The organism is Streptomyces sp. NPDC007905 (genome assembly GCF_042959345.1).
In the GTDB taxonomy this organism is placed as follows: Bacteria; Actinomycetota; Actinomycetes; order Streptomycetales; family Streptomycetaceae; genus Streptomyces.
Map to the genome: position 1 here is coordinate 87542 of NZ_JBIBKS010000008.1, position 23300 is coordinate 110841.

Sequence of the window (23300 nt, forward strand, 5' to 3'; positions counted from 1 at the left end):
GCATGGACCACCGACTCAGCCCCGAGCTGGAGGAACTCCGCCGCACGGTGGAGGAGTTCGCGCACGACGTGGTGGCGCCGAAGATCGGCGACTTCTACGAGCGGCACGAGTTCCCGTACGAGATCGTCCGCGAGATGGGCCGCATGGGCCTGTTCGGGCTGCCGTTCCCGGAGGAGTACGGCGGCATGGGCGGCGACTACCTCGCCCTCGGCATCGCGCTGGAGGAGCTGGCCCGGGTCGACTCGTCCGTGGCCATCACGCTCGAGGCCGGCGTCTCGCTGGGCGCCATGCCCCTGCACCTCTTCGGCACCGAGGAGCAGAAGCGCGCGTGGTTGCCCCGGCTCTGTTCCGGCGAGATCCTCGGCGCCTTCGGCCTGACCGAGCCGGACGGCGGCAGCGACGCGGGCGCCACCCGCACCACGGCCCGCCTGGACCCGGACACGAACGAGTGGGTGATCAACGGCACGAAGTGCTTCATCACCAACTCCGGGACGGACATCACGGGTCTGGTGACCGTCACGGCGGTCACCGGCCGCAAGCCGGACGGCAGGCCGCGGATCTCGGCGATCATCGTCCCGTCGGGCACCCCCGGCTTCACGGTCGCCGCGCCCTACTCGAAGGTCGGCTGGAACGCCTCCGACACCCGCGAGTTGTCCTTCCAGGACGTCCGGGTGCCTGCCGCCAACCTCCTGGGCGAGGAGGGCCGGGGCTACGCCCAGTTCCTGCGCATCCTCGACGAGGGCCGTATCGCCATCGCGGCCCTGGCGACCGGACTGGCCCAGGGCTGTGTGGACGAGTCGGTGAAGTACGCGAAGGAACGCCACGCCTTCGGCCGGCCGATCGGCGCCAACCAGGCCATCCAGTTCAAGATCGCGGACATGGAGATGAAGGCGCACACGGCCCGCCTCGCCTGGCACGACGCGGCCTCCCGCCTGGTCGCCGGCGAGCCCTTCAAGAAGGAGGCGGCCCTGGCCAAGCTGTACTCCTCCACGGTCGCCGTGGACAACGCCCGCGAGGCCACCCAGATCCACGGCGGCTACGGCTTCATGAACGAGTACCCGGTCGCCCGCATGTGGCGTGACTCCAAGATCCTGGAGATCGGCGAGGGCACGAGCGAGGTCCAGCGGATGCTGATCGCCCGCGAACTGGGGCTGGTGGGCTGACACCCGCCCGGCACCGGCCGACCCCGGCGTCCGGCACGAGGACGACGACTGGAGGGTGGGGTTCACCTGCGTGTTCACGGACGCCGGACTGGGCGCCTGGCGCAACTGAGGCGCTGAAAGGGCATCACCCACTGGACAGGAAGTGAGGTTAGGCTAACCTGACTTTACCAGTCCGGTGGGTCGCCCGACCCTGTTCCGAAAGCAGCCGAGCCATGCCCAACGCCCGTCCGACGACCTCCCCTTCACGCCGCGGCCTGCTCGCCGCCGGCGGTGCTCTCGCACTCGGTGCCGCGCTCGCCGCCTGCGGGGACGACAAGGGGAAGGACGGGGACTCCGGGGCGGCGGCCAAGGGTGGAAAGTCCGGCCCCTGGAGCTTCGAGGACGACCGCGGCACGACCGTCAGGCTGGACAGGGCCCCCGCGAACATCGTCGCGTTCACCGGTGTCGCCGCCGCGCTGTACGACTACGGCATCCAGGTGAAGGGCGTCTTCGGCCCCACGACGACCAGCGCCGGCAAGCCCGATGTCCAGGCCGGCGACATGGACGTCAGCAAGGTGACCGTCCTCGGCAACGCCTGGGGCCAGTTCAGCATCGAGAAGTACGCCGCCCTCGCGCCGGACGCGCTCATCAGCACGATGTTCGACGACGCCGGCACCCTCTGGTACGTCCCCGAGGAGTCGAAGAAGAAGATCACCCAACTGGCGCCCAGCGTCGGCATTTCCGTCTACGACCGCCGGCTCACCCGGCCGCTGCAGCGGATGTGGGAGCTGGCCGAGTCGCTCGGCGCCGACATGAAGGCCGCGAAGGCCACCGAGGCCAAGAAGCGCTTCGAGGACGCGGCCGCCCGGCTGCGCGCCGCCGCCAAGGCCAAGCCCGGCATCACGGTGATGGCAGGCTCCGCGAGCGACCAGCTCTTCTACGTCTCCGGCACCCGTCTCTCCATCGACCTGGAGTACTTCAAGGCCCTCGGCGTGCACTTCGTCGAGCCCCCAAAGAGCGCCAAGAAGCAGGGCGGCGGCTGGTACGAGTCGCTGAGCTGGGAGAACGTCGACAAGTACCCGGCCGACATCATCATGATGGACGACCGCTCCGCGGCGATTCAGCCCGCCGACATCACCAAGGCCACCTGGAAGAAGCTGCCCGCGGTGAAGGCGGGGCAGGTCATCGCGCGTTCACCCGAGCCGATTCTGTCGTACGACAAGTGCGTGCCTCTGGTCGAGAACCTCGCCGGAGCGGTCGAGAAGGCCAAGAAGGTCAGCTGAGCGCTCCACCGAGGGGCGGTCCGCGTTGTGGGCGACTGCGGGTCCGTCACCGGCTGGTCGCACAGTTCCCGCGCCCCTTCAGGTTGGCCGCACGTCCCACACCCACAAACCTGACGTGATGCAGGAGCCCCCATGACAACGGCCGTGGCCGCCCCGTTCCGTTTCTTTTCCCTTCAGGTCGTGCGGACCAGGCGGCTCGGGCCGTCTCTGGTCCGGGTCACCTTCGGTGGTGCCGATCTGCGGGCCTTTCACTCCGACGGGCGCGATCAGTCCCTGTCGCTGTTCCTGCCGCATCCCGGGCAGAGCGAGCCTGTCGTACCGCTGGAGCTGGGCGACGGGTGGTGGCAGGCCTGGCGTGAACTCCCCGACGACGTACGGGCCGTGATGCGGTCGTACACCCTCCGGTCCCTGCGGCGCGATCCCGACGAGATCGACATCGACTTCGCGCTGCACACTCCCGCCGGGCCCGCCTCCCACTGGGCCGCCCGGGCCGCCGCCGGCGACCGCGTCCTGCTGCTCGGCCCGGCGGTCGCGGACAACCGGGCGATTCGGTTCCGGCCGCCGGCGGACACCGACCTCGTCGTCCTCTGGGGCGACGAGACCGCCGTGCCGGCCGCGACCGCGATCCTCGAGTCCCTCCCCGCCGGCACCCGCGCCCACGCCTGGCTGGAGGTGCCGCACGCCGGGGACATCCAGGACGTCGTCACGGACGCGGACGCGGAGATCACGTGGCTCGTACGGCACGACGGCGCCCCCATGGCCGTCGACGCCGTACGAGCCGCCCCGCTGCCGTCCGCCGAGCGCCCGTACCTGTGGCTCGCGGGCGAGTCGGGGCAGGTGAAGGCGCTGCGGCGGCACTTCGTCGGCGAGCGTGGCCTCGACCGGCGCCGGGTCGCCTTCGTCGGGTACTGGCGACGGGGGATGACCGAGGAACAGCTCCGGGCCGCGGAGTAACTCCCCGTGCAGCGAGGCCGGTCACCGGTGAGGCACGCCTTGACCCAGAGAAGTTAGGCTAGGCTAACCTAAGTCGAACGCGGAACTTCGCCCCGCCCGTTCCCGCACGGACAGTCCCCCGGAGGACCCCCACATGCGCTCGCACCTGCTCAATGGCCTCACCGCGGAGCACTACCGCCGCTCCGTGACCGAAGGAGTCGAGCGGGTGGCGGCCCAACTCGCCACCACCGACCGTCCGTTCACCGGCGTCACCGTGGACGCCCTCGCCCCCCGCATCGAGCGGATCGACCTCGACCGGCCCCTGTACGACACCACCGCGGTGCTCGACGAACTCGAGGACGTCTACCTCCGCGACGCGGTCTACTTCCACCATCCCCGCTATCTCGCCCACCTCAACTGCCCCGTCGTCGTGCCGGCGGTGCTCGGCGAGGCCGTGCTCGCCGCGGTCAACTCCTCCCTCGACACCTGGGACCAGTCGGCCGGCGGCACCCTCATCGAGCGCAAGCTGATCGACTGGACGGCCGCCCGCGTCGGCCTGGGCCCCGCCGCCGACGGCGTCTTCACCTCCGGCGGCACCCAGTCCAACCTCCAGGCGCTGCTCCTCGCCCGCGAGGAGGCCAAGCCCGCGCGGGCAGGGTGGGACCATCCCGCCCCGCTCGACACACTCCGTATCTTCGCCTCCGAGGTCAGCCACTTCAGCGTGAAGAAGTCCGCGAAACTCCTCGGGCTCGGCCCCGACGCGGTCGTCGCGATCCCCGTCGACCACGACAAGCGCATGCAGACCCTCGCACTCGCCCGCGAGCTGGAGCGCTGTGCGAAGGACGGCCTGGTCCCCATGACCGTCGTCGCCACCGCCGGCACCACCGACTTCGGCTCCATCGACCCGCTCCCGGAGATCGCCGAACTCTGCGCCCAGCACGGCGTGTGGCTGCACGTGGACGCGGCCTACGGCTGCGGACTGCTCGCCTCCCTCAAGTACCGGGACCGCATCGACGGCATCGAGCACGCCGACTCGGTCACCGTCGACTACCACAAGTCCTTCTTCCAGCCGGTGAGTTCCTCCGCCCTGCTGGTCAGGGACGCGGCCACCCTGCGCCACGCCACCTACCACGCGGAGTACCTGAACCCGCGCCGTATGGTGCGGGAACGCATCCCCAACCAGGTCGACAAGTCCCTGCAGACCACCCGCCGGTTCGACGCGCTCAAGCTGTGGATGACGCTGCGGGTGATGGGCGCCGACGGCATCGGGCAGCTCTTCGACGAGGTCTGCGACCTGGCGCAGGAGGGCTTCAGGCTCCTGGCGGCCGACCCGCGCTACGACGTGGTCGTCGAGCCCACCCTGTCCACCCTCGTCTTCCGCTACCTCCCGGCGGCCGTCACCGACCCGGCCGAGATCGACCGCGCCAACCTGTACGCCCGCAAGGCGCTGTTCGCCTCCGGCGACGCCGTGGTCGCGGGCACCGAGGTCGGCGGCCGCCACTACCTGAAGTTCACCCTGCTCAACCCCGAGACGACGCCGGCCGACATCGCCGCCGTCCTCGACCTGATCGCCGGCCACGCCGAGCAGTACCTGGGAGAGTCCCTTGAGCGCGCGTCCTGAAGCCCCGTACCCGACCTACGACTTCGTGGGGATCGGACTCGGCCCCTTCAACCTCGGCCTCGCCTGCCTGACCGAGCCGATCGCCGAACTGGACGGCGTCTTCCTGGACGCCAAGCCCGACTTCGAGTGGCACGCGGGCATGTTCCTGGACGGCGCCCACCTCCAGACCCCGTTCCTGTCGGACCTGGTCACCCTCGCCGACCCGACCTCGCCGTACTCCTTCCTCAACTACCTGAAGGAGAAGGGCAGACTGTACTCGTTCTACATCCGCGAGAACTTCTATCCGCTGCGGGTCGAGTACGACGACTACTGCCGCTGGGCGGCGCACAGGCTCAGCAGCGTCCGCTTCGGCACCACGGTCACCGAGGTGACGTACGAGGACGAGCTGTACGTCGTCCGCACGGAGGCCGGTGACCGCTACCGCGCCCGGCACCTCGTCCTCGGCACCGGTACCCCGCCCCACATCCCGGACGCCTGCCGGGACCTGGCCGGCGACTTCCTCCACAATTCCCGCTATCTGCAGCACAAGGCGGAGCTGCGGCGAAAGAAGTCGATCACCCTGGTCGGCAGCGGCCAGTCGGCGGCGGAGATCTACTACGACCTGCTCGGCGAGATCGACGTCCACGGCTACCAGCTGAACTGGGTCACCCGCTCCCCGCGCTTCTTCCCGCTCGAGTACACCAAGCTCACGCTGGAGATGACGAGCCCGGAGTACATCGACTACTACCACGCGCTCCCGGAGGCCACCCGCTACCGGCTCACGGCCCAGCACAAGGGCCTGTTCAAGGGCATCGACGGCGACCTGATCAACGAGATCTTCGACCTGCTCTACCGGAAGAACCTCCACGGCCCGGTCCCCACCCGACTGCTCACCAACTCGGCCCTGCGCACCGCCCGTTACAGCGACGGCAGGTACACCCTGGGCCTGCGGCAGGAGGAGCAGGAGAAGGACTACGAGCTGACCAGCGAGGGCCTGGTCCTGGCCACCGGCTACCGGTACGCCGAGCCCGAGTTCCTCGCGCCGGTCCGCGACCGCCTGCGCTACGACTCCCAGGGCAACTTCGACATCGCCCGCAACTACGCCATCGACATCACCGGCCGCGGCGTCTTCCTCCAGAACGCCGGCGTCCACACGCACAGCATCACCAGCCCCGACCTGGGCATGGGCGCGTACCGGAACGCGTACATCATCCGCGAGCTGCTCGGCAGCGAGTACTACCCGGTCGAGAAGTCCATCGCCTTCCAGGAGTTCGCAGCATGACCGGCAAGAGCACGACCTTCTCGATCCGCCCCCTCGACGCCCTGAAGGACGCCGGGCTGCTGCACGGCTGGGTCACGCACCCCAAGGCGGCGTTCTGGATGATGCGGGAGGCGAAACCGGAGGACGTCGAACGTGCCTACCTGGAGATCGCGGCCGACGAGCACCACCACGCCTTCCTCGGGCTGCGCGACGGGGAGCCCGTCTTCCTCATGGAGCGCTACGACCCCGCGCACCGGGAGCTGGTCGGGCTGTACGAGCCGCAGCCGGGCGACGTCGGCATGCACTTCCTGGTCGCGCCCAGCGACACGCCCGTGCACGGGTTCACCCGGGCCGTCATCACGGCCGTGATGGCGTACCTCTTCGAGGACCCGGGGACCCGGCGGGTCGTCGTCGAGCCGGACGTGCGCAACACGGCCGTGCACGCCCTGAACGAGGCCGTCGGGTTCGTGCCCCAGGGCGAGATCCGGAAGCCGGAGAAGAAGGCCCTGCTGAGCTTCTGCACGCGCGAGCAGTTCAGGAAGGCGGTGGCCGCATGACGCTCACCGACGCCGTGGCCCATCTGTCCCCCGAGCGCTGGGAGACCGCCAACCGCCTTCTCCTGCGCAAGGCGCTCGCCGAGTTCGCCCATGAACGGCTGATCGCGCCCGAGAAGGACGGCGACCGGTATGTCGTGCGCAGTGACGACGGGCTCACGCAGTACCGGTTCGCCGCCGTCCGCCGCTCCCTCGACCACTGGCAGGTCGACGCCGGTTCGCTCACCCGGCACCGCGGCGGCGACGAACTCCCGCTCGTCGCCCTGGACTTCTTCATCGAGCTGCGGCAGTCGCTGGGGCTGAGCGACGAGATCCTGCCCGTCTATCTGGAGGAGATCTCCTCCACCCTCTCGGGCACCTGCTACAAGCTCACCAAGCCGAGGGTGACCTCCGCCGAGCTGGCGCGGAGCGGCTTCCAGGCGATCGAGACCGGGATGACCGAGGGCCACCCCTGCTTCGTCGCCAACAACGGACGGCTCGGCTTCGGCGTCCACGAGTACCTGTCGTACGCCCCCGAGACCGCGAGCCCGGTCCGGCTGGTGTGGCTGGCCGCGCACCGCTCGCGGGCCACGTTCACGGCGGGGGTCAGGATCGCGTACGAGTCCTTGCTGCGGGAGGAGCTCGGCGACAGGACGCTGAACCGTTTCCTCGCCACCCTCACCGAGCAGGGCCTCGACCCCGCCGACTACCTGTTCATCCCCGTCCACCCCTGGCAGTGGTGGAACAAGCTCAGCGTGACCTTCGCCGCGGAGGTGGCCCGCCGGCACCTGGTCTGCCTGGGCGAGGGCGACGACGAGTACCTGGCCCAGCAGTCGGTACGGACCTTCTTCAACACCTCCGCCCCGCACAAGCACTATGTGAAGACGGCGCTGTCCGTCCTCAACATGGGCTTCGTGCGGGGGCTTTCGCCCGCCTACATGGAGGCGACCCCGGCGATCAACGACTGGCTCGCCCAGCTCATCGAGAACGACGGCGTGCTGAAGGCGACCGGTGTGTCGATCATCCGGGAGCGGGCGGCCGTCGGCTACCGGCACCTGGAGTACGAGCGGGCCACCGACCGCCACTCGCCGTACCGCAAGATGCTGGCCGCGCTGTGGCGGGAGAGCCCGGTGCCGTCGCTGCGCGAGGGCGAGTCCCTCGCGACCATGGCGTCCCTGCTGCACGTGGACCACGAGGGCGCCTCCTTCGCGGGCGCGCTGGTGGAGCGGTCGCAGCTCGCGCCCGCCGAGTGGCTGCGGCAGTACCTGCGGGCGTACCTCACCCCGCTGCTGCACTGCTTCTACGCCTACGACCTGGTCTTCATGCCGCACGGCGAGAACGTGATCCTGGTGCTGAGGGACGGGGCCGTGCAGCGCGCGGTCCACAAGGACATCGCCGAGGAGATCGCCGTCATGGACCCGGACGCGGTGCTGCCGCCCGAGGTGCGGCGGATCCGGGTCGAGGTCCCGGAGGACAAGAAGCTGCTGTCACTCTTCACCGACGTCTTCGACTGCTTCTTCCGCTTCCTCGCGGCGAACCTCGCCGACGAGGGGATCCTGGCGGAGGACGACTTCTGGCAGACGGTCGCGGAGGTGACCTGCGAGTACCAGGAGTCGGTGCCCGAACTGGCCGACAGGTTCCGGCAGTACGACATGTTCACCCCGGAGTTCGCGCTGTCCTGCCTGAACCGGCTCCAGTTGCGCGACAACCGGCAGATGGTGGACCTCGCGGATCCCTCCGGTGCACTCCAGCTGGTGGGGAACCTGCAGAACCCCCTCGCCGGGTTCTGACAGACGGACGGGCACCCCGGAGGACGGCCCTGCGGGGTACCCGTCAGCCTTGGCTCAACTCGTCGGCCAGGGCACCTGCGGCGACTTGTAGTAGCTGATGCCGAGGGCGGTCCAGCGCGGCCCCTGGGCCGCCAGCCGTACCTTGTACCGCGCCCAGTCGTGGGTGACCGCCGGGGACCAGCCCAGCTCGGCCGCTCCGGCCAGGCGCGGGAACGCCATGTACTCGATGTCGGCGGACGTGGTGAGGGTCTCGGACCACAGCGGCGCCTCGACGCCCCTGATGGCCGAGGCGGGCGCTCCGGGGAGGTAGCTGCCCGGGTCCCAGTCGTAGGAACGCTTCACCTCGACCAGGCCCGCCCACTTCGTGCCCAGCCGGGTGGTCGCGGTGTACTTCATGTCGAGGTAGACCCGGTCCGCCGGGGACAGGATGAGTCCCGTGCCGTTCTGGGCGGCCTTCGCCACCTGTGCCTTCTCCGCCGCGCCGGTGCCGTCCAGGCCCCAGTACTGGGCGAGGGCGCCCTTGGCGGGGGTGGCGCCGGTCAGCTGGTGCCAGCCGATCACCGTCTTGCCGTACCTGGCCACGATCGGCTGCACGCGGTCCATGAACTTCACGTAGTCGGCGTGGCTGGTGGAGTGCGCCTCGTCGCCGCCGATGTGCAGGTAGCGGCCGGGGGTGAGCGCGGCCAGCTCCCGGACGACGTCGTCCACGAAGTCGTACGTCACCTCCTTGGGCACGCACAGCGAGCTGAAGCCGACCTCGGTGCCGGTGTACAGCGGGGGCGCGGTGCCGTTGCAGTTCAGCCGCGCGTAGGAGGCGAGGGCCGCGTTCGTGTGGCCCGGCATGTCGATCTCGGGGACGACCTCCAGATAACGGGAGGCGGCGTAGCGGACGATCTGCCGGTACTCGGCCTTGGTGAAGTAGCCGCCTCTGCCGCCGCCGACCTCGGTCGAGCCGCCGTAGGCGGCCAGGCGCGGCCAGGAGTCGATGGCGATGCGCCAGCCCTGGTCGTCGCTGAGGTGCAGGTGCAGCGTGTTGATCTTGTAGAGGGCCAGCTGATCGATGTAGCGCTCGACCTGGGCCACCGTGAAGAAGTGCCGGGAGACGTCCAGCATGGCGCCCCGGTAGCCGTAGCGCGGGCGGTCCTCGACGGTGCCGCCGGCGATCCGCCAGGGGCCGGGCTGGACGCTCTTCTTCTCCACGGACGCCGGGAGGAGCTGGCGCAGGGTCTGGACGCCGTGGAAGAGACCGGCGGGGGTGCTCGCGGTGATGGAGACGCCCTTGGGTCCGCTGCTCAGGCGGTAGCCCTCGGCGCCGAACGACCCCCGGGCCAGGTGGAGTCGGATGCCGCCGCTGCCCTGCTCGGTGACCGGCAGCGGGTAGCCGGTGGACGGCCGCAGGATGCCGGCGAGGTACTCCCCCGTCCGGCGGACCTCGTCCGAGCCGTCCACGCGGACGCGGGTGGCGCGGGTGACGCGGTACGGGGATCCGGCGGGCTCGACCGACGCGGGCGCCGGGACCACGCGGTCCAGCGGGGTCGCCGCCGCGGCCCGCGGTGCGGGTGCCGCGCCGACGGTGAACACGCCTGCCGCCGCCACAAGCAGCAGGCATCCGAGGACGCGGGTCAGTCGGGGAGTCGTGCTGTGGTTCCGTCTCACATGCGCTCCCTTCGGGAATGGTAAAGACCACTCTCCCGCAGATGCGGTGAAACAATCCCCGCATGACGGAAATCATCCAGAAGGACGGTAGCTGGATCTTCGACGGGGACGCCCTCAGGCTGACCCCCGGCCGGGACAAGAACATCGTCCTGCTGCGCCGGACGCTGGGTGAACTCGTCGTACCGCTGGGCGCGTTGGCCGGCGTCTCCTTCGAGCAGGGCAAGAGGTCGGGGCGGCTGAGGCTGCGGCTGCGGGATGGCGCCGACCCGCTGCTGCACGCCACCGGCGGCCGGCTCACCGAGCCCCACGACCCCTATCAGCTGACCGTGGAGTCCGACCGGTACGGCGTCGCCGAGTACTTCGCGGACGAGGTCCGCAACGCCCTGCTGCTGGACGGCGTTTCACCGGACCCGGTCGACGGCTACCTGCTGCCGGGGCCGTCCGTGCCGCTGTCCGCCTCGGCCGGGGACGGCACGGCGGGCTTCGACGGTGAGCAGGTGCGCCTGGAGTGGAACTGGAAGACGGAGGACGCCAAGGCCGCCACCGGACCCCGTACGATCCCGCTCACCGAGATCACCGCCGTGGACTGGCAGCCGGCGGTCGGGCTGGAGAACGGCCACCTGCGCTTCACCGTGCGGGGCGCGCCCGCCACCGCGCCGCCGAAGTACGACCCCAACGCCGTCGAGCTGTGGGGCTTCAAGAAGGATCCGCTGATGGCCCTGGTCGCGGCCGCCGTGCAGGCCCGGCTGCCGCACCCGTCGGTGCCGGGCGCCCGGGCGGAGGTGCGGCCGGAGCCGCCGCGGCTCACGAAGGCGCCATCGGCCGAGGACGATCACGACGCGCTGCTGCGGCGGCTGCGCGAGCTGGGTGAGCTGCACCGCTCGGGGGTGCTCACCGACGAGGAGTTCCACCTGGCCAAGCGGGCGGTCCTCGCACGTATGTGAGGACCACCCGCTCTCGCAGAGGTCGCGCCCCGCCTTTCCGGGCGCGACCGGATGCCTACTTCGCCCTGCGGGCCACCGTGAAGTGGTCGATCCGGTCACCGGTCTCGGCGATGCCCTGGACCTTCAGCCTGGCGTAGTGCCCCTTCGGCGCGGGCTCGACGTCCACGCGCAGGAACGAGTAGTTGAGGTAACGCACCCGCGACCAGGCAACGGTCTCGTTGTGCTTGCCGTCCTTGAGGTTGACGAAGGAGGCCACGGAGTCGACCTCGTTCTCGTGACCCTCGTACGAGTCAGGGGCGCTGAAGGCGTACAGGCTGCGGCCCGCCGCACCCGCCGTGACGTACACCACGCCTTCGGTCTCGGAGTACGCCGTGCCGCCGATCGGCAGCTTCTTGGTGACGTCGTTGCCCTTGATGACGTCCGTGCGCTCGTACTGGTGGTTGTGGCCGTTGATGACCAGGTCCACCGTGTACTTCTCGAACAGCGGCACCCACTCCTGGCGCACACCCCCCTCCGAGGCGTGCGCGGTGGAGGTGCAGTACGCGCAGTGGTGGAAGAACACGATGATGAAGTCGATGTCCTTCGCGGCGCGGAACTTCCTCAGCTGACCCTCGAACCATTTCGTCTGAGTTCCGCCGGAGATGCCCAGGTTCGCCGGGATCTCGAAGGAGACGTCGTTGGGGTCCAGCGAGATGATCGCCGTGTTGCCGTAGACGAAGGAGTAGACGCCCGGCAGGTTCTTGGCGTCCGGACCGTTGTCCGGGAGGGTCCAGCGGGCCTTCTCGCCCCCGTAGCCGTTGGGCGAATACCAGGCCTCCATGTCGTGGTTGCCGTACGAGACCATCCACGGGATCTGCTTGGCGACCGACTCGGTCTGGTACAGGAACTGGTCCCAGGTGCGCGAGTCGAACCCGGTGTCGGTGGTCTTGCCCGCGCCGGACGGGTCGCCGTAGGCGATGTCACCGGCGTGCAGGTGGAAGGCCGGGTTCTGGCCGAGGATCAGGCTGTCGTTGGCCAGGGCGTGGTAGCTGACGCCCTGGTCGCCGAATGCGGTGAAGGTGAAGGGCGCCTTGTGGGCGGGGGCGGTGGTGAAGGTGCCCAGGGTGCCCAGCAGGTGCGGCTCGGCCGGGTCGAAGCCCTGGTGGCCGACGCCGTAGTAGTACGTCTTGCCGGGGCGCAGGTGGGCGAGTTCGGCGTGCAGGTAGTACTGGGTGTGGTCGCCGCTCGCGCCGACGCCGGCCGGGGTGTGGAGGGTGCGGACCTCGGCGTCGATCTTGCGGGACAGATCCCAGGGGTGGGCGCCGATGCGGATGAAGGGCTTCTTCACCGCGACCGGGACCTGCCAGGAGACGGTCATCTCGGTGCGCGGGTCGTTGCCCCAGGCCAGGTGCCGGCCGAAGGGGGCGACGAGGGCCCCGTCGACCGACTCGGTGGCGGGGGCGGTGCTCCCCCACTGCCTGAAGGGCGTGGGAGGTACCCCCAGGGCCGGCACGCCGGCCTGGGCGGTGGCGCCCGGGACGAACGCGCCGCCCGCGACGGCGCCCAGGGTGACGGCGCCGCCTCTGATCATGGTGCGCCGCGAGAACCTGGCGCGCAGGTACTCATGCTGCTCGGCCATGCTCATGCGCTCGGCCAGCTTCTCGGGTACTCCCATACGAGGAATGTCCATGGCGTCTGAAACTCGCCTGTTCGAGCAACGTGGCGCAAGACGCAGGATGGACAGCTTGCGAACAGAGCACCATAAGAGATCCAACAGGCGTCTGCCCGGAATCGGGCACGATTCTTGCGAAACTCGCTTCGATACCTCAGGATCTACCGGGTGCACGAGGAACTTGTCGATCATCTGACGCGCTCGACGCCCCTGAGCAGGGGCGAGGCGCTGCGGGTGGTCCAGGACGTGCTCGCCTACTTCGACGAGACGACACCGGAGTACGTCCGTCGCCGCCACCGCGAACTGCAGGCCCAGGGCCTGACGAACACGGCGATCTTCGAACGGATCGAGGCGGACCTGAGATACCGGGCGGTGGCGCCGCCGGAGCTGACGCTCAGGCAGCTGCGCCGCATGGTCTACGGCTGAGACGCCAGGCTGAGGGATACCTATATATGTGCGGAATTGTCGGATACATCGGGAAGCGTGACGTGGCTCCCCTGCTCCTGGAAGGCCTGCAGCGCCTGGAGTACCGGGGCTACGACTCGGCGGGCATCGTCGTCACCTCCCCGAAGACGGCCGGCCTGAAGATGGTCAAGGCCAAGGGCCGGGTGCGCGACCTGGAGGCGAAGGTCCCGGCCCGCTTCAAGGGCACCACAGGCATCGCCCACACCCGCTGGGCCACCCACGGCGCCCCCTCCGACGTGAACGCCCACCCGCACATGTCGGCCGACCACAAGGTCGCCGTCGTGCACAACGGCATCATCGACAACGCCTCCGACCTGCGCCGCAAGCTGGAGGCCGACGGGGTCGAGTTCCTCTCCGAGACCGACACCGAGGTGCTCGTCCACCTGATCGCCCGCTCGCAGGCCGAGAAGCTGGAGGACAAGGTCCGCGAGACCCTCCGGGTCGTCGAGGGCACCTACGGCATCGCGGTCATGCACGCCGACTTCTCCGACCGCATCGTGGTGGCCCGAAACGGCTCCCCGGTCGTCCTCGGCATCGGCGAGAAGGAGATGTTCGTCGCCTCGGACATCGCCGCCCTGGTCGCCCACACCCGGCAGATAGTGACGCTGGACGACGGCGAGATGGCCACCCTCAAGGCCGACGACTTCCGCACCTACACCACCGAGGGCACCCGTACGACGGCCGAGCCGACCACCGTTGAGTGGGAGGCGGCCTCCTACGACATGGGCGGCCACGACACCTACATGCACAAGGAGATCCACGAGCAGGCCGACGCCGTGGACCGCGTGCTGCGCGGCCGCATCGACGACCGCTTCTCCACCGTGCACCTCGGCGGCCTCAACCTGGACGCCCGCGAGGCGCGCAAGATCCGCCGCGTGAAGATCCTCGGCTGCGGCACCTCGTACCACGCGGGCATGATCGGCGCCCAGATGATCGAGGAGCTGGCCCGCATCCCCGCCGACGCCGAGCCGGCCTCCGAGTTCCGCTACCGCAACGCGGTCGTGGACCCCGACACCCTCTACGTCGCGGTCTCCCAGTCCGGTGAGACGTACGACGTGCTGGCGGCCGTGCAGGAGTTGAAGCGCAAGGGCGCCCGGGTCCTCGGCGTGGTCAACGTGGTCGGTTCCGCGATCGCCCGCGAGGCCGACGGCGGCATCTACGTGCACGCCGGCCCCGAGGTCTGCGTGGTGTCCACCAAGTGCTTCACCAACACCACGGTCGCCTTCGCCCTGCTCGCCCTCCACCTGGGCCGCACCCGGGACCTGTCGGTCCGCGACGGCAAGCGGATCATCGAGGGCCTGCGGAAGCTGCCGGAGCAGATCACCGAGATCCTCAAGCAGGAGGAGGAGGTCAAGCAGCTGGCCGAGCAGTACGCCGACGCCCGCTCGATGCTCTTCATCGGCCGCGTCCGGGGCTACCCGGTGGCCCGCGAGGCCTCCCTGAAGCTCAAGGAGGTCTCCTACATCCACGCCGAGGCCTACCCCGCCTCCGAGCTGAAGCACGGCCCGCTGGCCCTGATCGAGCCGGCCCTGCCGACGGTGGCGATCGTCCCCGACGACGACCTCCTGGAGAAGAACCGCGCGGCGCTGGAGGAGATCAAGGCCCGCAGCGGCAAGATCCTCGCGGTGGCCCACCAGCACCAGGAGAAGGCGGACCAGACGATCGTGGTCCCGAAGAACGAGGACGAGCTGGACCCGATCCTGATGGGCATCCCGCTCCAGCTCCTGGCGTACCACACGGCGAAGGCACTCGGGCGGGACATCGACAAGCCCAGGAACCTCGCCAAGTCGGTCACCGTCGAGTAGGGCGACCCGGACACGGCCGGCAGAACGGACCCCCACGTGCGCCACCGATCACGTGGGGGTCCCTTCAGTGCTGCTCGAATCAGCCGGTGGCCGTCATCCCCCGGCCGGCAGCACGTCGGGGAAGCACCGTCGGCCAGTGCGCGAGAGCGGCTGTCGCCGCGTACCAGGCAACGGCACCGCAGACGGCGGCGACCCAGCCGCCGACCTTCGCGAGCGAGGAACTGTCGGCGAAGGACGCCACGGCGAGCAGCAGCATCGCCAGGAACAGCAGCCCGTACACGACCTGACCGAGGTCGTCCCCGCCCGCCAGCGTCAGCGTGAGCGCCACGAGGGCGAAGAGCAGCAGGAAGAGTCCCGCTCCGTTGGCCGACGTGTGGTCGCCGAACGAGACGGCCCAGGTGAACCACAGCGCGCCGAGGGCCACGAAGGCCGTACCGGAAGCGGTGTCACGATCACGGAAGGCCAGCAGACCGACGAGGAACAGGGCGATGCCGCCGACGTAGTGGGCCGGCGACACGGCGTCGGACACCCGTACGCCGTCGATCACGCCGGTCGTGCCGAGTCCGAACGCCAATAGGGTGACACCCAGGGCGAGTCGGCCGGCCACGGTAGTGGTTCCGCTTCCCGCAGAGACGTCGTTGTCCACGGCGGGCTCCCTTCGTGCATGTGCAGTTGCGCGGTGACCGATATATGCCCTTCACAAGGGCACAAACACCTCTACGCACGAGTAGTTTCGCGCTGCACAAAGGAAGTTGACGGAGGGTCGGAAAACCTCAGGGAATGACGATCACGGGCCGCTGTGCCCGCTTGGCGAGCCGTCCGGCCACGGAGCCGAAGATCCGGCCCACGATGCCGTGCGTGGAGCCGACCACGATCGCGTCGGCCTCGTACTCCCGCCCCACCTCTTCGAGTTCGTGGCAGATGTCGCCACCGCGCTCGACCAGGATCCAGGGAACCTCGGCCAGATAGTCCGCACAGGCGAGCTCGAGCCCCAGCACCTCGGTGCGGTGATCCGGTACGTCGACGAAGACGGGCGGCTCGCACCCCGCCCACACCGTGGTGGGCAGCCGGTTGGCCACGTGGACGATGATCAGGCCCGAGCGGGAGCGGTGGGCCATGCCGACCGCGTAGGCGAGGGCGCGCTCGCTGGACGTCGAGCCGTCGAAGCCGACGACCACGCCGTGCTGGAAGGCGGGGTCGCAGGAGGGGCGTGACTCTTCCGCCGCGAGGGGATCGGCCGCCGTGGGATCGGCGACCGGCCGCTTGCGGTCCGCGGGTTCGAAGAATTCGTGACCGGCCATGGCTGTCTCGGCGTTGTGATCCATTGTGGGTGGGGTGACATCGTGCGGCGGAGCTGTGTCCGGGTTTCGCCTTCCCAACCCCATACCCCAAGGGTACGGCGGCACGCCTCCTCTGCCCAGCTCCCGCACACGCTCCGTGATCGGCCCCCGGTGTCCGCAGGGGTTCCCCGGAGCATGCACGAGCAGCGCCCGTAACGCAATGGTTGCTGCCCCGTACAGGCGGTTTGCGCGGGATTCGCTTCAGCCGCAGCCGGTGACCGACCGATCGAACAGACGTTGAACCCGGTGAGTCACCGCCACAGGGAGTACGAGATGTCCGGACCCCGATCCACCGACCCGCACCGCGCCCCGGACACCACGGGCGACGTGATCCGCTGGGCGGCCTTCAGTTGCGTCCTCGTCCCCGTGGTCCTCGTCTGGTACGGCACCTCGCTCGCCGGCGCCGCCGGCACGGCCTTCGGCCTCGCCGCCGTCACGGCCGTCTGCCGTGTCCTGCTGCGGCGGTCCGAGCGGTGCGCCGCGCAAAGAGGCGGACGCCACACCAAGGAAGAGACACCGGTCGACTGACCGGTTTTTGCACACCCGAACGCTTCTTTTCGGCCAAGTTCCGTATACCGCTCCGGAGGGGTCACACCCACCCCCCAACCCCCGTTCCACCTGCACGGAAAGGGTCTGAGCCGACCCATGCACCCTACGCGGTTTGGCCACTGCGACAAGGCGCACTTCCCTGCACGGCCCACGAGTGCAACCCTTCGTGATCGAATGCTTCACGCCAAGTTGTCATGTCGACAATGTCCGGCGTGTCGAACTGGCCACCGTCAGACCGCGGTAGCCAGTAGATTCGATCTTGACTGTCTTACGGCGGGGGACTCGTGCAGGACCGAGGGGAAACGTGCAGGAGCGACACAACCGAGGAGCCGCGACCACCGAGGGGGGCTTAGCAGGATGAGCCACGACTCCACTGCCGCGCCGGAAGCCGCGGCCCGGAAGCTTTCCGGGCGACGCCGCAAGGAGATCGTCGCGGTGCTGCTGTTCAGCGGCGGTCCCATCTTCGAGAGTTCCATACCACTGTCGGTGTTCGGGATCGACCGCCAGGACGCCGGGGTGCCGCGCTATCGACTGCTGGTGTGCGCCGGCGAGGAAGGCCCACTGCGGACCACAGGGGGCCTGGAACTCACCGCACCACATGGGCTCGAGGCGATTTCGCGCGCGGGTACGGTCGTCGTACCGGCCTGGCGCTCGATCACCTCACCGCCACCGGAGGAGGCGCTCGACGCGCTGCGCCGCGCGCACGAGGAGGGCGCCCGTATCGTGGGGCTGTGCACCGGGGCCTTCGTGCTCGCGGCGGCGGGCCTGCTGGACGGCCGTCCGGCGACCACGCACTGGATGTACGCGCCGACGCTGGCCAAGCGCTATCCGTCGGTTCACGTGGATCCACGTGAACTGTTCGTCGACGACGCCGACGTCCTGACGTCGGCGGGTACGGCGGCCGGTATCGACCTCTGCCTCCACATCGTGCGGACGGACCACGGCAACGAGGCGGCCGGCGCGCTCGCCCGGCGCCTGGTGGTCCCACCGCGCCGCAGCGGCGGTCAGGAGCGCTACCTCGACAGGTCTTTACCCGAGGAGATCGGCGCCGACCCGCTCGCCGAGGTCGTCGCCTGGGCGCTGGAACACCTCCACGAGCAGTTCGACGTGGAGACTCTGGCGGCACGCGCCTACATGAGCCGCCGTACGTTCGACCGCCGGTTCCGCTCACTGACCGGCAGCGCGCCGCTGCAGTGGCTGATCACCCAGCGGGTGCTGCAGGCGCAGCGGCTGCTGGAGACGTCGGACTACTCCGTGGACGAGGTGGCGGGCCGCTGCGGCTTCCGCTCCCCGGTCGCGCTGCGCGGGCACTTCCGTCGCCAGCTCGGCTCGTCCCCCGCCGCCTACCGGGCCGCCTACCGGGCCCGTCGGCCGCAGGGCGACAAGCCGGGTGACACGCAGGCGCCGGTGGCACAGCCGGGGCCGTCCGGCGCACCGGGCCTGTCCGGCCACGGGCCGGTGGGCCACGCGCCCGCGGTCCTGCATCCGGACCGCGAGAGCGGGGTTCCGATGCAGAGCCGGCGCCAGACAGCGGGCGCGGTGAGCCTGCTGCCGGGGCCGCGCAGCGGCAACTGAGCGAGGAGTGAGGAGGGGGCGGGCACACACCCGCCCCCTCTTTCGCTGTCGCCGCCGGTGCCGGGTCCGGGGCGGCAGCCCACAGCCCCCGGCATCGACGCGGGGCATCCCAAACGCCGACGTCAGCCTTAGGGTGGTCGCATGAACGATCGCATGGTGTGGATCGACTGCGAGATGACCGGCCTCTCGCTGTCCGACGACGCTCTCATCGAGGTGGCCGCCCTCGTCACCGACTCCGAGCTGAACGTACTCGGCGAGGGGGTGGACATCGTCATCCGTCCGCCGGACTCGGCGCTGGAGACGATGCCGGAGGTGGTGCGTCAGATGCACACCGCGTCCGGACTGCTGGACGAGCTGGCCGGCGGCACCACGCTGGCCGACGCCGAGGAGCAGGTGCTCGCCTACGTCCGTGAGCATGTGAAGGAGCCCGGCAAGGCCCCGCTGTGCGGCAACTCCGTCGGCACCGACCGCGGTTTCCTGCTGCGGGACATGCCGACCCTGGAGGACTACCTCCACTACCGGATCGTGGACGTCTCCAGCATCAAGGAGCTGGCCCGGCGCTGGTACCCGCGGGCGTACTTCAACAGCCCGGAGAAGAACGGCAACCACCGGGCCCTCGCCGACATCCGCGAGTCGATCGCGGAACTGCGCTACTACCGCGAGGCCGTCTTCGTGCCCCAGCCCGGCCCCGACTCCGACACCGCGCGGAAGATCGCGGCCAAGCACGTTCTGCCTGCGCAGTAGACCCGCCGGGTCCGGGCGGAGGCCCGCACGGAAACACGTGCGCGAGCACCCCTTGGGACCCTGTAGACTTCTTCTCGGCCGGTCGGGGAGAACACTCCTCGAACTGCCGGTCATGGTGGGTGTAGCTCAGCTGGTAGAGCACCTGGTTGTGGTCCAGGATGCCGCGGGTTCGAGTCCCGTCACTCACCCTGAGTGATCAGCCGGTGACTCCGTCGAGAGACGGGTCACCGGCTGATTCGTTTCCGGCGCCTTCCGCCCCTGGCCGGGGCCGGCCCGCAGCGGGACCTCCTTCAGCAGCACCGCCGCCACGAACGCCAGGGCGCACACCGCCGCCGTCGTGAGGAAGATGTGCTGCGTGCCGGTGGCCACCGCCGTCCGGTACGCCTCCCCCGTCGCCGCGGCCGGCACCGCCCGAGTGAACAGCGAGCCGAAGACGGCCACCCCGAGCGAGCCGCCGAGCGTGCGGAACAGGTTCGTCGCCGCCGAGGCCGCCCCCATGTCCCGCAGCTCCACGCTGTTCTGGGCGATGGTCGTGCCCATCTGCAGGGTGAAGCCCATCCCGAGGCCGAGCAGGGCCATGAAGCAGCCGGCCGTGGTGCGCGAGGTACCGGTGTCCATCGTGGCGAGCAGCAGGGCGCCCGCCGTGAGCAGCAGCGTGCCCAGCACCGGGAACACCTTGTAGCGGCCGGTGCGGGCCATGACCTTCCCGGCGATGTTGGAGGCGATCACCACCGGGATCAGCAGCGGCAACAGGAGCAGGCCGGAGCTGGTCGCCGTGCTGCCCTGGACGGTCTGCTGGAACAGGGGCAGGTAGAGCGCCGAGCCGAACATCACCACACCGGCCGCGAGCAACAGGCCCACGGCGAGCGGGAAGTTGCGGTGGCCGGTGAAGACGCGGGGCGGAAGCACCGGCTCGGGGACGCGCCGCTCGACGGCGGCGAACGCGGCGGTGCCGAGGACGGCCACCGCCCCCAGGGCGAGAACCTGCCAGGACGTCCACGCGTACGTCGTTCCGGCCCAGGTCGCCGCCAGGACCGCCGCCACGACGGTGACCGCCAGGACGCCGATGCCGGCCCAGTCGATCCGCGGCCGCGTCCCGGGTGCCCGAGCGGGCAGGCGCAGCAGCAGCTGAACCCAGACCAGGGCGATCAGGCCGAGGGGCAGGTTGACGTAGAACGCCCAGCGCCAGCCGAGGTGGCCGGTGACGAAGCCGCCGAGCAGCGGGCCGCCGACCACGCCGATGGCCATCACCATGGCCGTCATGCCCTGGTACCGGCCGCGCTCCCGGGGTGACACCAGCGTGCCGATCAGCGCGAACGCCCCGGCGGCCAGACCGCCCGCGCCGATGCCCTGGAGCGCGCGGAACTCGATCAGCTGGAGCATCGAGTGGGCCGCGCCGGCCAGCAGGGAGCCGAGCAGGAACACCACGATCGAGGCCTGGAAGAGGGGTTTACGCCCGTAAAGGTCGCCGAGTTTTCCCCAGACCGGCGAGGCGACGGCGGTGGCCAGCGTGTACGCGGTGACCACCCAGGAGATGTGCTCAAGTCCTCCCAGATCACGGACGATCGTCGGCATCGCCGTACCGACGATGTTGTTGTCGAGCATGGCCAGCAGCATGGCGAGCATGACGCCGAGCAACGTCCAGCGGACGTTTGCGACAGGCATGGCTGAGGGCTCCTTCCGGAGGATGGGGCGGGAACGCCCCCAGAAAAGCACACCGACTCACTAAGTGCAATGAGTCAACCTTTTGTCCAAGACAACCGAGGCGGTAGGCTGCGGCCATGGGCGAGACGACGACTGCCGGGCCGGGGCCGGTCATGGGCCGGCGCGAGCGCAAGAAGGCCGCGACCCGCAAGGCACTGGCGGACGCGGCGCTGGAACTGTTCCTGGAGCGCGGCTTCGACGAGGTGAGCATCAGGGACGTGGCCGAGGCCGCTGACGTCTCCACGACGACGTTGTTCAAGCACTTCCCGAGCAAGGAGGCGCTCGTCTTCGACCTGGATGCGGACCAGGAGGCCGCGCTCGTCGCCGCCGTGCGCGACCGGACCCCCGGCACCTCGATCCCGCGGGCGCTACGCGCGCACACGCTGGCCGCGCGGGTCTTCAGGGCCGAGTACGACGAGCAGATCACCGCGTTCCACCGGCTGATCAACAGCACCCCGGCACTGATCGAGTACTACCGGCGCATGTGGATGCGGCACGAGCGGGCCCTGGCCGAGACGATCGCCGCCGACCTCGGCGCCCCGGCGGACGACCCCGCTTGCGCGGCGCTGGCCCACTTCGCCCTGGAAGCCCGTGCCCTGGCCGGCACCGCCGACCCCGAAGCCGCTGTCAACGCCGCCTTCGACCTGCTGGAGAAGGGCTGGGAAGCCGTGCGCCCCCGTTCCTGACCCGCGTTACGACGCGTCCGTGTCACCACTTCCCCGGGAGGATCCCCGCACGGGGATCGACCCGCAGTTGTACGACAGCCACTCGCACCGGATGAGTCGGCGCTCCAAGCACAGGCCGGCCCCGATCCGTGAGTCCCGCGGGCACGGCGAGGCACTGGCCCGGCTGATCGCCCAGCTCCCCGCCTGCACATCGGGCAGGCTCGCGACGATCGACCCGTACCACGACACGGTCCTCAACGAGCAGGCGGCACGGCCCGCGCTCCGCGAGACCCCGGCTCTCCTGGACCACGGCACCGACGACGCCCGGGCCGAAGCGGTCCCCGGCCTCGCGACCTGCCTGAAGGACTGCTCCACGACCCCGGGCAGCTACCTGGCCCTCGTCGGGGGCTGACCCGCGAGCCGGGGACCGCGTCCGGAACCCCGCTACGACGACGCCCGCGCCACCAGTTCCGTCGGCAGCACCGCGTGCCGCCGCTCGAGGCCCCGGGACACGGCCGGGCGGCGGTCGGCGATCTCCGTGAGCAGCAGGTCGATCATCGCGCGGCCCATCTCCTCTATGGGCTGGCGGACGCTGGTCAGCGGCGGCTCCATGTGACGGGAGATGGCCGAGTCGTCGTACCCGACCAGCGCCACGTCGTCGGGGATACGGCGGCCCGCCCCGCGCAGCACCTGCCGGGCGCCCGCCGCCGTCACGTCCGAGCCGGCGAAGACCGCGTCCAGGTCGGGGTGCCGCTCCAGCAACGTCGTCATCGCGCGCAGGCCGCCCTCCTCGGTGAAGTCCCCCGGCTCGATGAGGAGTTCGTCCACTTCGAGGCCCGCGTCCCGCAGGGCGTCGCGGTAGCCGTCGACGCGTCGCTGGGCGCCGTAGACGTCGAGGCGGCCGGTGATGTGGGCGATCCTGCGGCGGCCCCGGGAGAGCAGGTGCTCCACGGCCGAGCGCGCTCCGCCGTAGTTGTCCGAGTCCACCGAGGTGAGCGTCTCCGCGGCCGAGCGCGGACCGCTGATCACCGCCGGGATCTCCAGTTGGGCGATCAGGTCGGGGAGCGGGTCGTCGGCGTGCACGGAGACCAGCAGGACGCCGTCCACGCGGTGGGCCGCCAGGTACTGCGCGAGGCGCTCCCGCTCCCGGTCGCTGCCCGCGAAGATCAGCAGCAACTGCATCTCGGTTTCGGAGAGTTCGGCGCCGACACCGCGCAGCATGTCCGAGAAGTACGGCTCCGCGAAGAACCGGGTCTCCGGCTCGGGCACGACCAGCGCGATGGCATCGGTGCGGTTGGCCGCGAGGGCGCGGGCCGCGGTGTTCGGGACGTAACCGAGTTCGGCGACCGCCGCCTCGACCGCCGCGCGGGTCGCGTCACTGACCCGGGGCGAGCCGTTGATCACCCGCGAGACCGTGCCCCGGCCGACCCCGGCCCGGGCGGCAACCTCCTCGAGCGTGGGCCGCCCCCCGCCCCGGCCCCGCGCTCTGTGGCTTGCCATGGGCTCCGCCTCCCTCGCACCAACATCCGGCTGGCTGGAATCTAACAGCCCTGGCCAGACCGTGGACCGCCACCGGGCGCCCGGAGAGGGCCAGTTAACACTCGGATAACCGAACGCACCCCTCCGCGCCCGCTCCCTTGACACCCCGCCCGGAACCGAC

The 23300-nt window shown here is 70.2% G+C and carries 21 protein-coding genes and 1 tRNA gene; 16 read left to right on the plus strand and 6 right to left on the minus strand.

The features are described from left to right. The first annotated feature begins 2 nt into the window (after positions 1–2). From ACFZDC_RS16100 to ACFZDC_RS16130, 7 genes are all read left to right on the plus strand, one after another. The gene (locus ACFZDC_RS16100; protein ID WP_391324195.1) at positions 3–1163 is read left to right on the plus strand and encodes an acyl-CoA dehydrogenase family protein; all 1161 of its coding nucleotides are present in this window, start codon (positions 3–5) and stop codon (positions 1161–1163) included. Positions 1164–1375: 212 nt separating this feature from the next. Continuing rightward, entirely contained in the window at positions 1376–2425 is a 1050-nt protein-coding gene (locus ACFZDC_RS16105) for an ABC transporter substrate-binding protein (protein ID WP_391324197.1), read from the plus strand. A gap of 132 nt (positions 2426–2557) precedes the next feature. Beyond that, a complete protein-coding gene (locus ACFZDC_RS16110) occupies positions 2558–3379 on the plus strand; it encodes a siderophore-interacting protein (RefSeq protein WP_391324199.1) in 822 nt (273 codons plus the stop codon). Between the two features lie 133 nt (positions 3380–3512). Continuing rightward, positions 3513–4979 carry a lysine decarboxylase DesA gene (gene desA, locus ACFZDC_RS16115; RefSeq protein ID WP_391324200.1) on the plus strand — a complete coding sequence of 489 codons (1467 nt, stop codon included), beginning with the start codon at positions 3513–3515 and terminating at the stop codon, positions 4977–4979. Further along, entirely contained in the window at positions 4963–6240 is a 1278-nt protein-coding gene (locus ACFZDC_RS16120) for a SidA/IucD/PvdA family monooxygenase (RefSeq protein ID WP_391324202.1), read from the plus strand. The genes desA and ACFZDC_RS16120 overlap by 17 nt, the downstream gene beginning before the upstream one ends. After that, positions 6237–6776 (plus strand): GNAT family N-acetyltransferase, encoded by a 540-nt coding sequence (locus ACFZDC_RS16125; protein WP_391324204.1) that lies wholly within the window; start codon positions 6237–6239, stop codon positions 6774–6776. Before ACFZDC_RS16120 ends, ACFZDC_RS16125 begins: the two co-directional genes overlap by 4 nt. After that, the gene (locus ACFZDC_RS16130; RefSeq protein WP_391324206.1) at positions 6773–8542 is read left to right on the plus strand and encodes an IucA/IucC family protein; all 1770 of its coding nucleotides are present in this window, start codon (positions 6773–6775) and stop codon (positions 8540–8542) included. The genes ACFZDC_RS16125 and ACFZDC_RS16130 overlap by 4 nt, the downstream gene beginning before the upstream one ends. A 54-nt stretch (positions 8543–8596) precedes the next feature. Here the strand turns inward: ACFZDC_RS16130 and ACFZDC_RS16135 are convergent, their stop codons facing one another. Continuing rightward, a complete protein-coding gene (locus ACFZDC_RS16135) occupies positions 8597–10198 on the minus strand; it encodes a family 20 glycosylhydrolase (RefSeq protein WP_391324207.1) in 1602 nt (533 codons plus the stop codon). Between the two features lie 62 nt (positions 10199–10260). On the opposite strand from ACFZDC_RS16135, the gene ACFZDC_RS16140 reads away from it, so the two are divergent. Continuing rightward, positions 10261–11142 (plus strand): DUF4429 domain-containing protein, encoded by an 882-nt coding sequence (locus ACFZDC_RS16140; protein ID WP_391324209.1) that lies wholly within the window; start codon positions 10261–10263, stop codon positions 11140–11142. A gap of 55 nt (positions 11143–11197) precedes the next feature. Here the strand turns inward: ACFZDC_RS16140 and ACFZDC_RS16145 are convergent, their stop codons facing one another. Then, complete coding sequence (locus ACFZDC_RS16145; protein ID WP_391324211.1) at positions 11198–12796, minus strand: fibronectin type III domain-containing protein; 1599 nt, start codon at positions 12794–12796, stop codon at positions 11198–11200. Positions 12797–12961: 165 nt separating this feature from the next. On the opposite strand from ACFZDC_RS16145, the gene ACFZDC_RS16150 reads away from it, so the two are divergent. Continuing rightward, on the plus strand, positions 12962–13219 hold the full coding sequence (locus ACFZDC_RS16150; RefSeq protein WP_391324213.1) for a hypothetical protein: 258 nt from the start codon (positions 12962–12964) through the stop codon (positions 13217–13219). 26 nt (positions 13220–13245) lie between these two features. Further along, complete coding sequence (glmS, locus tag ACFZDC_RS16155) at positions 13246–15063, plus strand: glutamine--fructose-6-phosphate transaminase (isomerizing) (RefSeq protein WP_391324215.1); 1818 nt, start codon at positions 13246–13248, stop codon at positions 15061–15063. Between the two features lie 79 nt (positions 15064–15142). Here glmS and ACFZDC_RS16160 read toward each other — a convergent pair whose 3' ends face one another. Together ACFZDC_RS16160 and ACFZDC_RS16165 are read right to left on the minus strand one after the other, a co-directional pair. Beyond that, positions 15143–15709: a GPR1/FUN34/YaaH family transporter gene (locus ACFZDC_RS16160; protein ID WP_391324217.1), complete on the minus strand. Its 567-nt coding sequence runs from the start codon at positions 15707–15709 to the stop codon at positions 15143–15145. A 127-nt stretch (positions 15710–15836) separates the two neighbouring features. After that, positions 15837–16364, minus strand: coding sequence for a universal stress protein (locus ACFZDC_RS16165; protein ID WP_391324548.1), 528 nt, complete (start codon positions 16362–16364; stop codon positions 15837–15839). Between the two features lie 312 nt (positions 16365–16676). Between ACFZDC_RS16165 and ACFZDC_RS16170 the strand changes: the two genes are divergently transcribed. The 4 genes from ACFZDC_RS16170 to ACFZDC_RS16185 all read left to right on the plus strand — a co-directional run bounded on the left by ACFZDC_RS16170 (position 16677) and on the right by ACFZDC_RS16185 (position 19459). Next, the gene (locus ACFZDC_RS16170) at positions 16677–16931 is read left to right on the plus strand and encodes a hypothetical protein (protein ID WP_391324219.1); all 255 of its coding nucleotides are present in this window, start codon (positions 16677–16679) and stop codon (positions 16929–16931) included. Between the two features lie 378 nt (positions 16932–17309). Further along, entirely contained in the window at positions 17310–18527 is a 1218-nt protein-coding gene (locus ACFZDC_RS16175; protein WP_391324220.1) for a helix-turn-helix domain-containing protein, read from the plus strand. Positions 18528–18668: 141 nt separating this feature from the next. After that, a complete protein-coding gene (orn, locus tag ACFZDC_RS16180; RefSeq protein ID WP_391324222.1) occupies positions 18669–19271 on the plus strand; it encodes an oligoribonuclease in 603 nt (200 codons plus the stop codon). A 115-nt stretch (positions 19272–19386) separates the two neighbouring features. Next, a tRNA-His gene (locus ACFZDC_RS16185) sits at positions 19387–19459 on the plus strand. Here ACFZDC_RS16185 and ACFZDC_RS16190 read toward each other — a convergent pair. Then, positions 19455–20936, minus strand: a complete 1482-nt coding sequence (locus ACFZDC_RS16190; protein ID WP_391324224.1) for a DHA2 family efflux MFS transporter permease subunit — start codon at positions 20934–20936, stop codon at positions 19455–19457. The genes ACFZDC_RS16185 and ACFZDC_RS16190 overlap by 5 nt on opposite strands. A gap of 116 nt (positions 20937–21052) precedes the next feature. On the opposite strand from ACFZDC_RS16190, the gene ACFZDC_RS16195 reads away from it, so the two are divergent. Continuing rightward, positions 21053–21661: a TetR family transcriptional regulator gene (locus ACFZDC_RS16195; protein ID WP_391324225.1), complete on the plus strand. Its 609-nt coding sequence runs from the start codon at positions 21053–21055 to the stop codon at positions 21659–21661. Between the two features lie 19 nt (positions 21662–21680). Further along, entirely contained in the window at positions 21681–22052 is a 372-nt protein-coding gene (locus tag ACFZDC_RS16200; RefSeq protein WP_391324227.1) for a hypothetical protein, read from the plus strand. A 32-nt stretch (positions 22053–22084) separates the two neighbouring features. Here ACFZDC_RS16200 and ACFZDC_RS16205 read toward each other — a convergent pair whose 3' ends face one another. After that, the gene (locus tag ACFZDC_RS16205; protein WP_391324229.1) at positions 22085–23140 is read right to left on the minus strand and encodes a substrate-binding domain-containing protein; all 1056 of its coding nucleotides are present in this window, start codon (positions 23138–23140) and stop codon (positions 22085–22087) included. Positions 23141–23300: the final 160 nt, after the last annotated feature.

Coding starts and splice junctions, on each gene's coding strand:
- ACFZDC_RS16190 (WP_391324224.1), bottom strand. CDS start 20,936: ATGCCTGTCGCAAACGTCCGCTGGACGTTGCTCGGCGTCATGCTCGCC.
- ACFZDC_RS16195 (WP_391324225.1), top strand. CDS start 21,053: ATGGGCGAGACGACGACTGCCGGGCCGGGGCCGGTCATGGGCCGGCGC.
- ACFZDC_RS16110 (WP_391324199.1), top strand. CDS start 2,558: ATGACAACGGCCGTGGCCGCCCCGTTCCGTTTCTTTTCCCTTCAGGTC.
- ACFZDC_RS16170 (WP_391324219.1), top strand. CDS start 16,677: ATGTCCGGACCCCGATCCACCGACCCGCACCGCGCCCCGGACACCACG.
- ACFZDC_RS16205 (WP_391324229.1), bottom strand. CDS start 23,140: ATGGCAAGCCACAGAGCGCGGGGCCGGGGCGGGGGGCGGCCCACGCTC.
- orn (WP_391324222.1), top strand. CDS start 18,669: ATGAACGATCGCATGGTGTGGATCGACTGCGAGATGACCGGCCTCTCG.
- ACFZDC_RS16130 (WP_391324206.1), top strand. CDS start 6,773: ATGACGCTCACCGACGCCGTGGCCCATCTGTCCCCCGAGCGCTGGGAG.
- ACFZDC_RS16140 (WP_391324209.1), top strand. CDS start 10,261: ATGACGGAAATCATCCAGAAGGACGGTAGCTGGATCTTCGACGGGGAC.
- ACFZDC_RS16125 (WP_391324204.1), top strand. CDS start 6,237: ATGACCGGCAAGAGCACGACCTTCTCGATCCGCCCCCTCGACGCCCTG.
- ACFZDC_RS16145 (WP_391324211.1), bottom strand. CDS start 12,796: ATGGGAGTACCCGAGAAGCTGGCCGAGCGCATGAGCATGGCCGAGCAG.
- ACFZDC_RS16175 (WP_391324220.1), top strand. CDS start 17,310: ATGAGCCACGACTCCACTGCCGCGCCGGAAGCCGCGGCCCGGAAGCTT.
- ACFZDC_RS16165 (WP_391324548.1), bottom strand. CDS start 16,364: ATGGCCGGTCACGAATTCTTCGAACCCGCGGACCGCAAGCGGCCGGTC.
- ACFZDC_RS16105 (WP_391324197.1), top strand. CDS start 1,376: ATGCCCAACGCCCGTCCGACGACCTCCCCTTCACGCCGCGGCCTGCTC.
- ACFZDC_RS16100 (WP_391324195.1), top strand. CDS start 3: ATGGACCACCGACTCAGCCCCGAGCTGGAGGAACTCCGCCGCACGGTG.
- glmS (WP_391324215.1), top strand. CDS start 13,246: ATGTGCGGAATTGTCGGATACATCGGGAAGCGTGACGTGGCTCCCCTG.
- desA (WP_391324200.1), top strand. CDS start 3,513: ATGCGCTCGCACCTGCTCAATGGCCTCACCGCGGAGCACTACCGCCGC.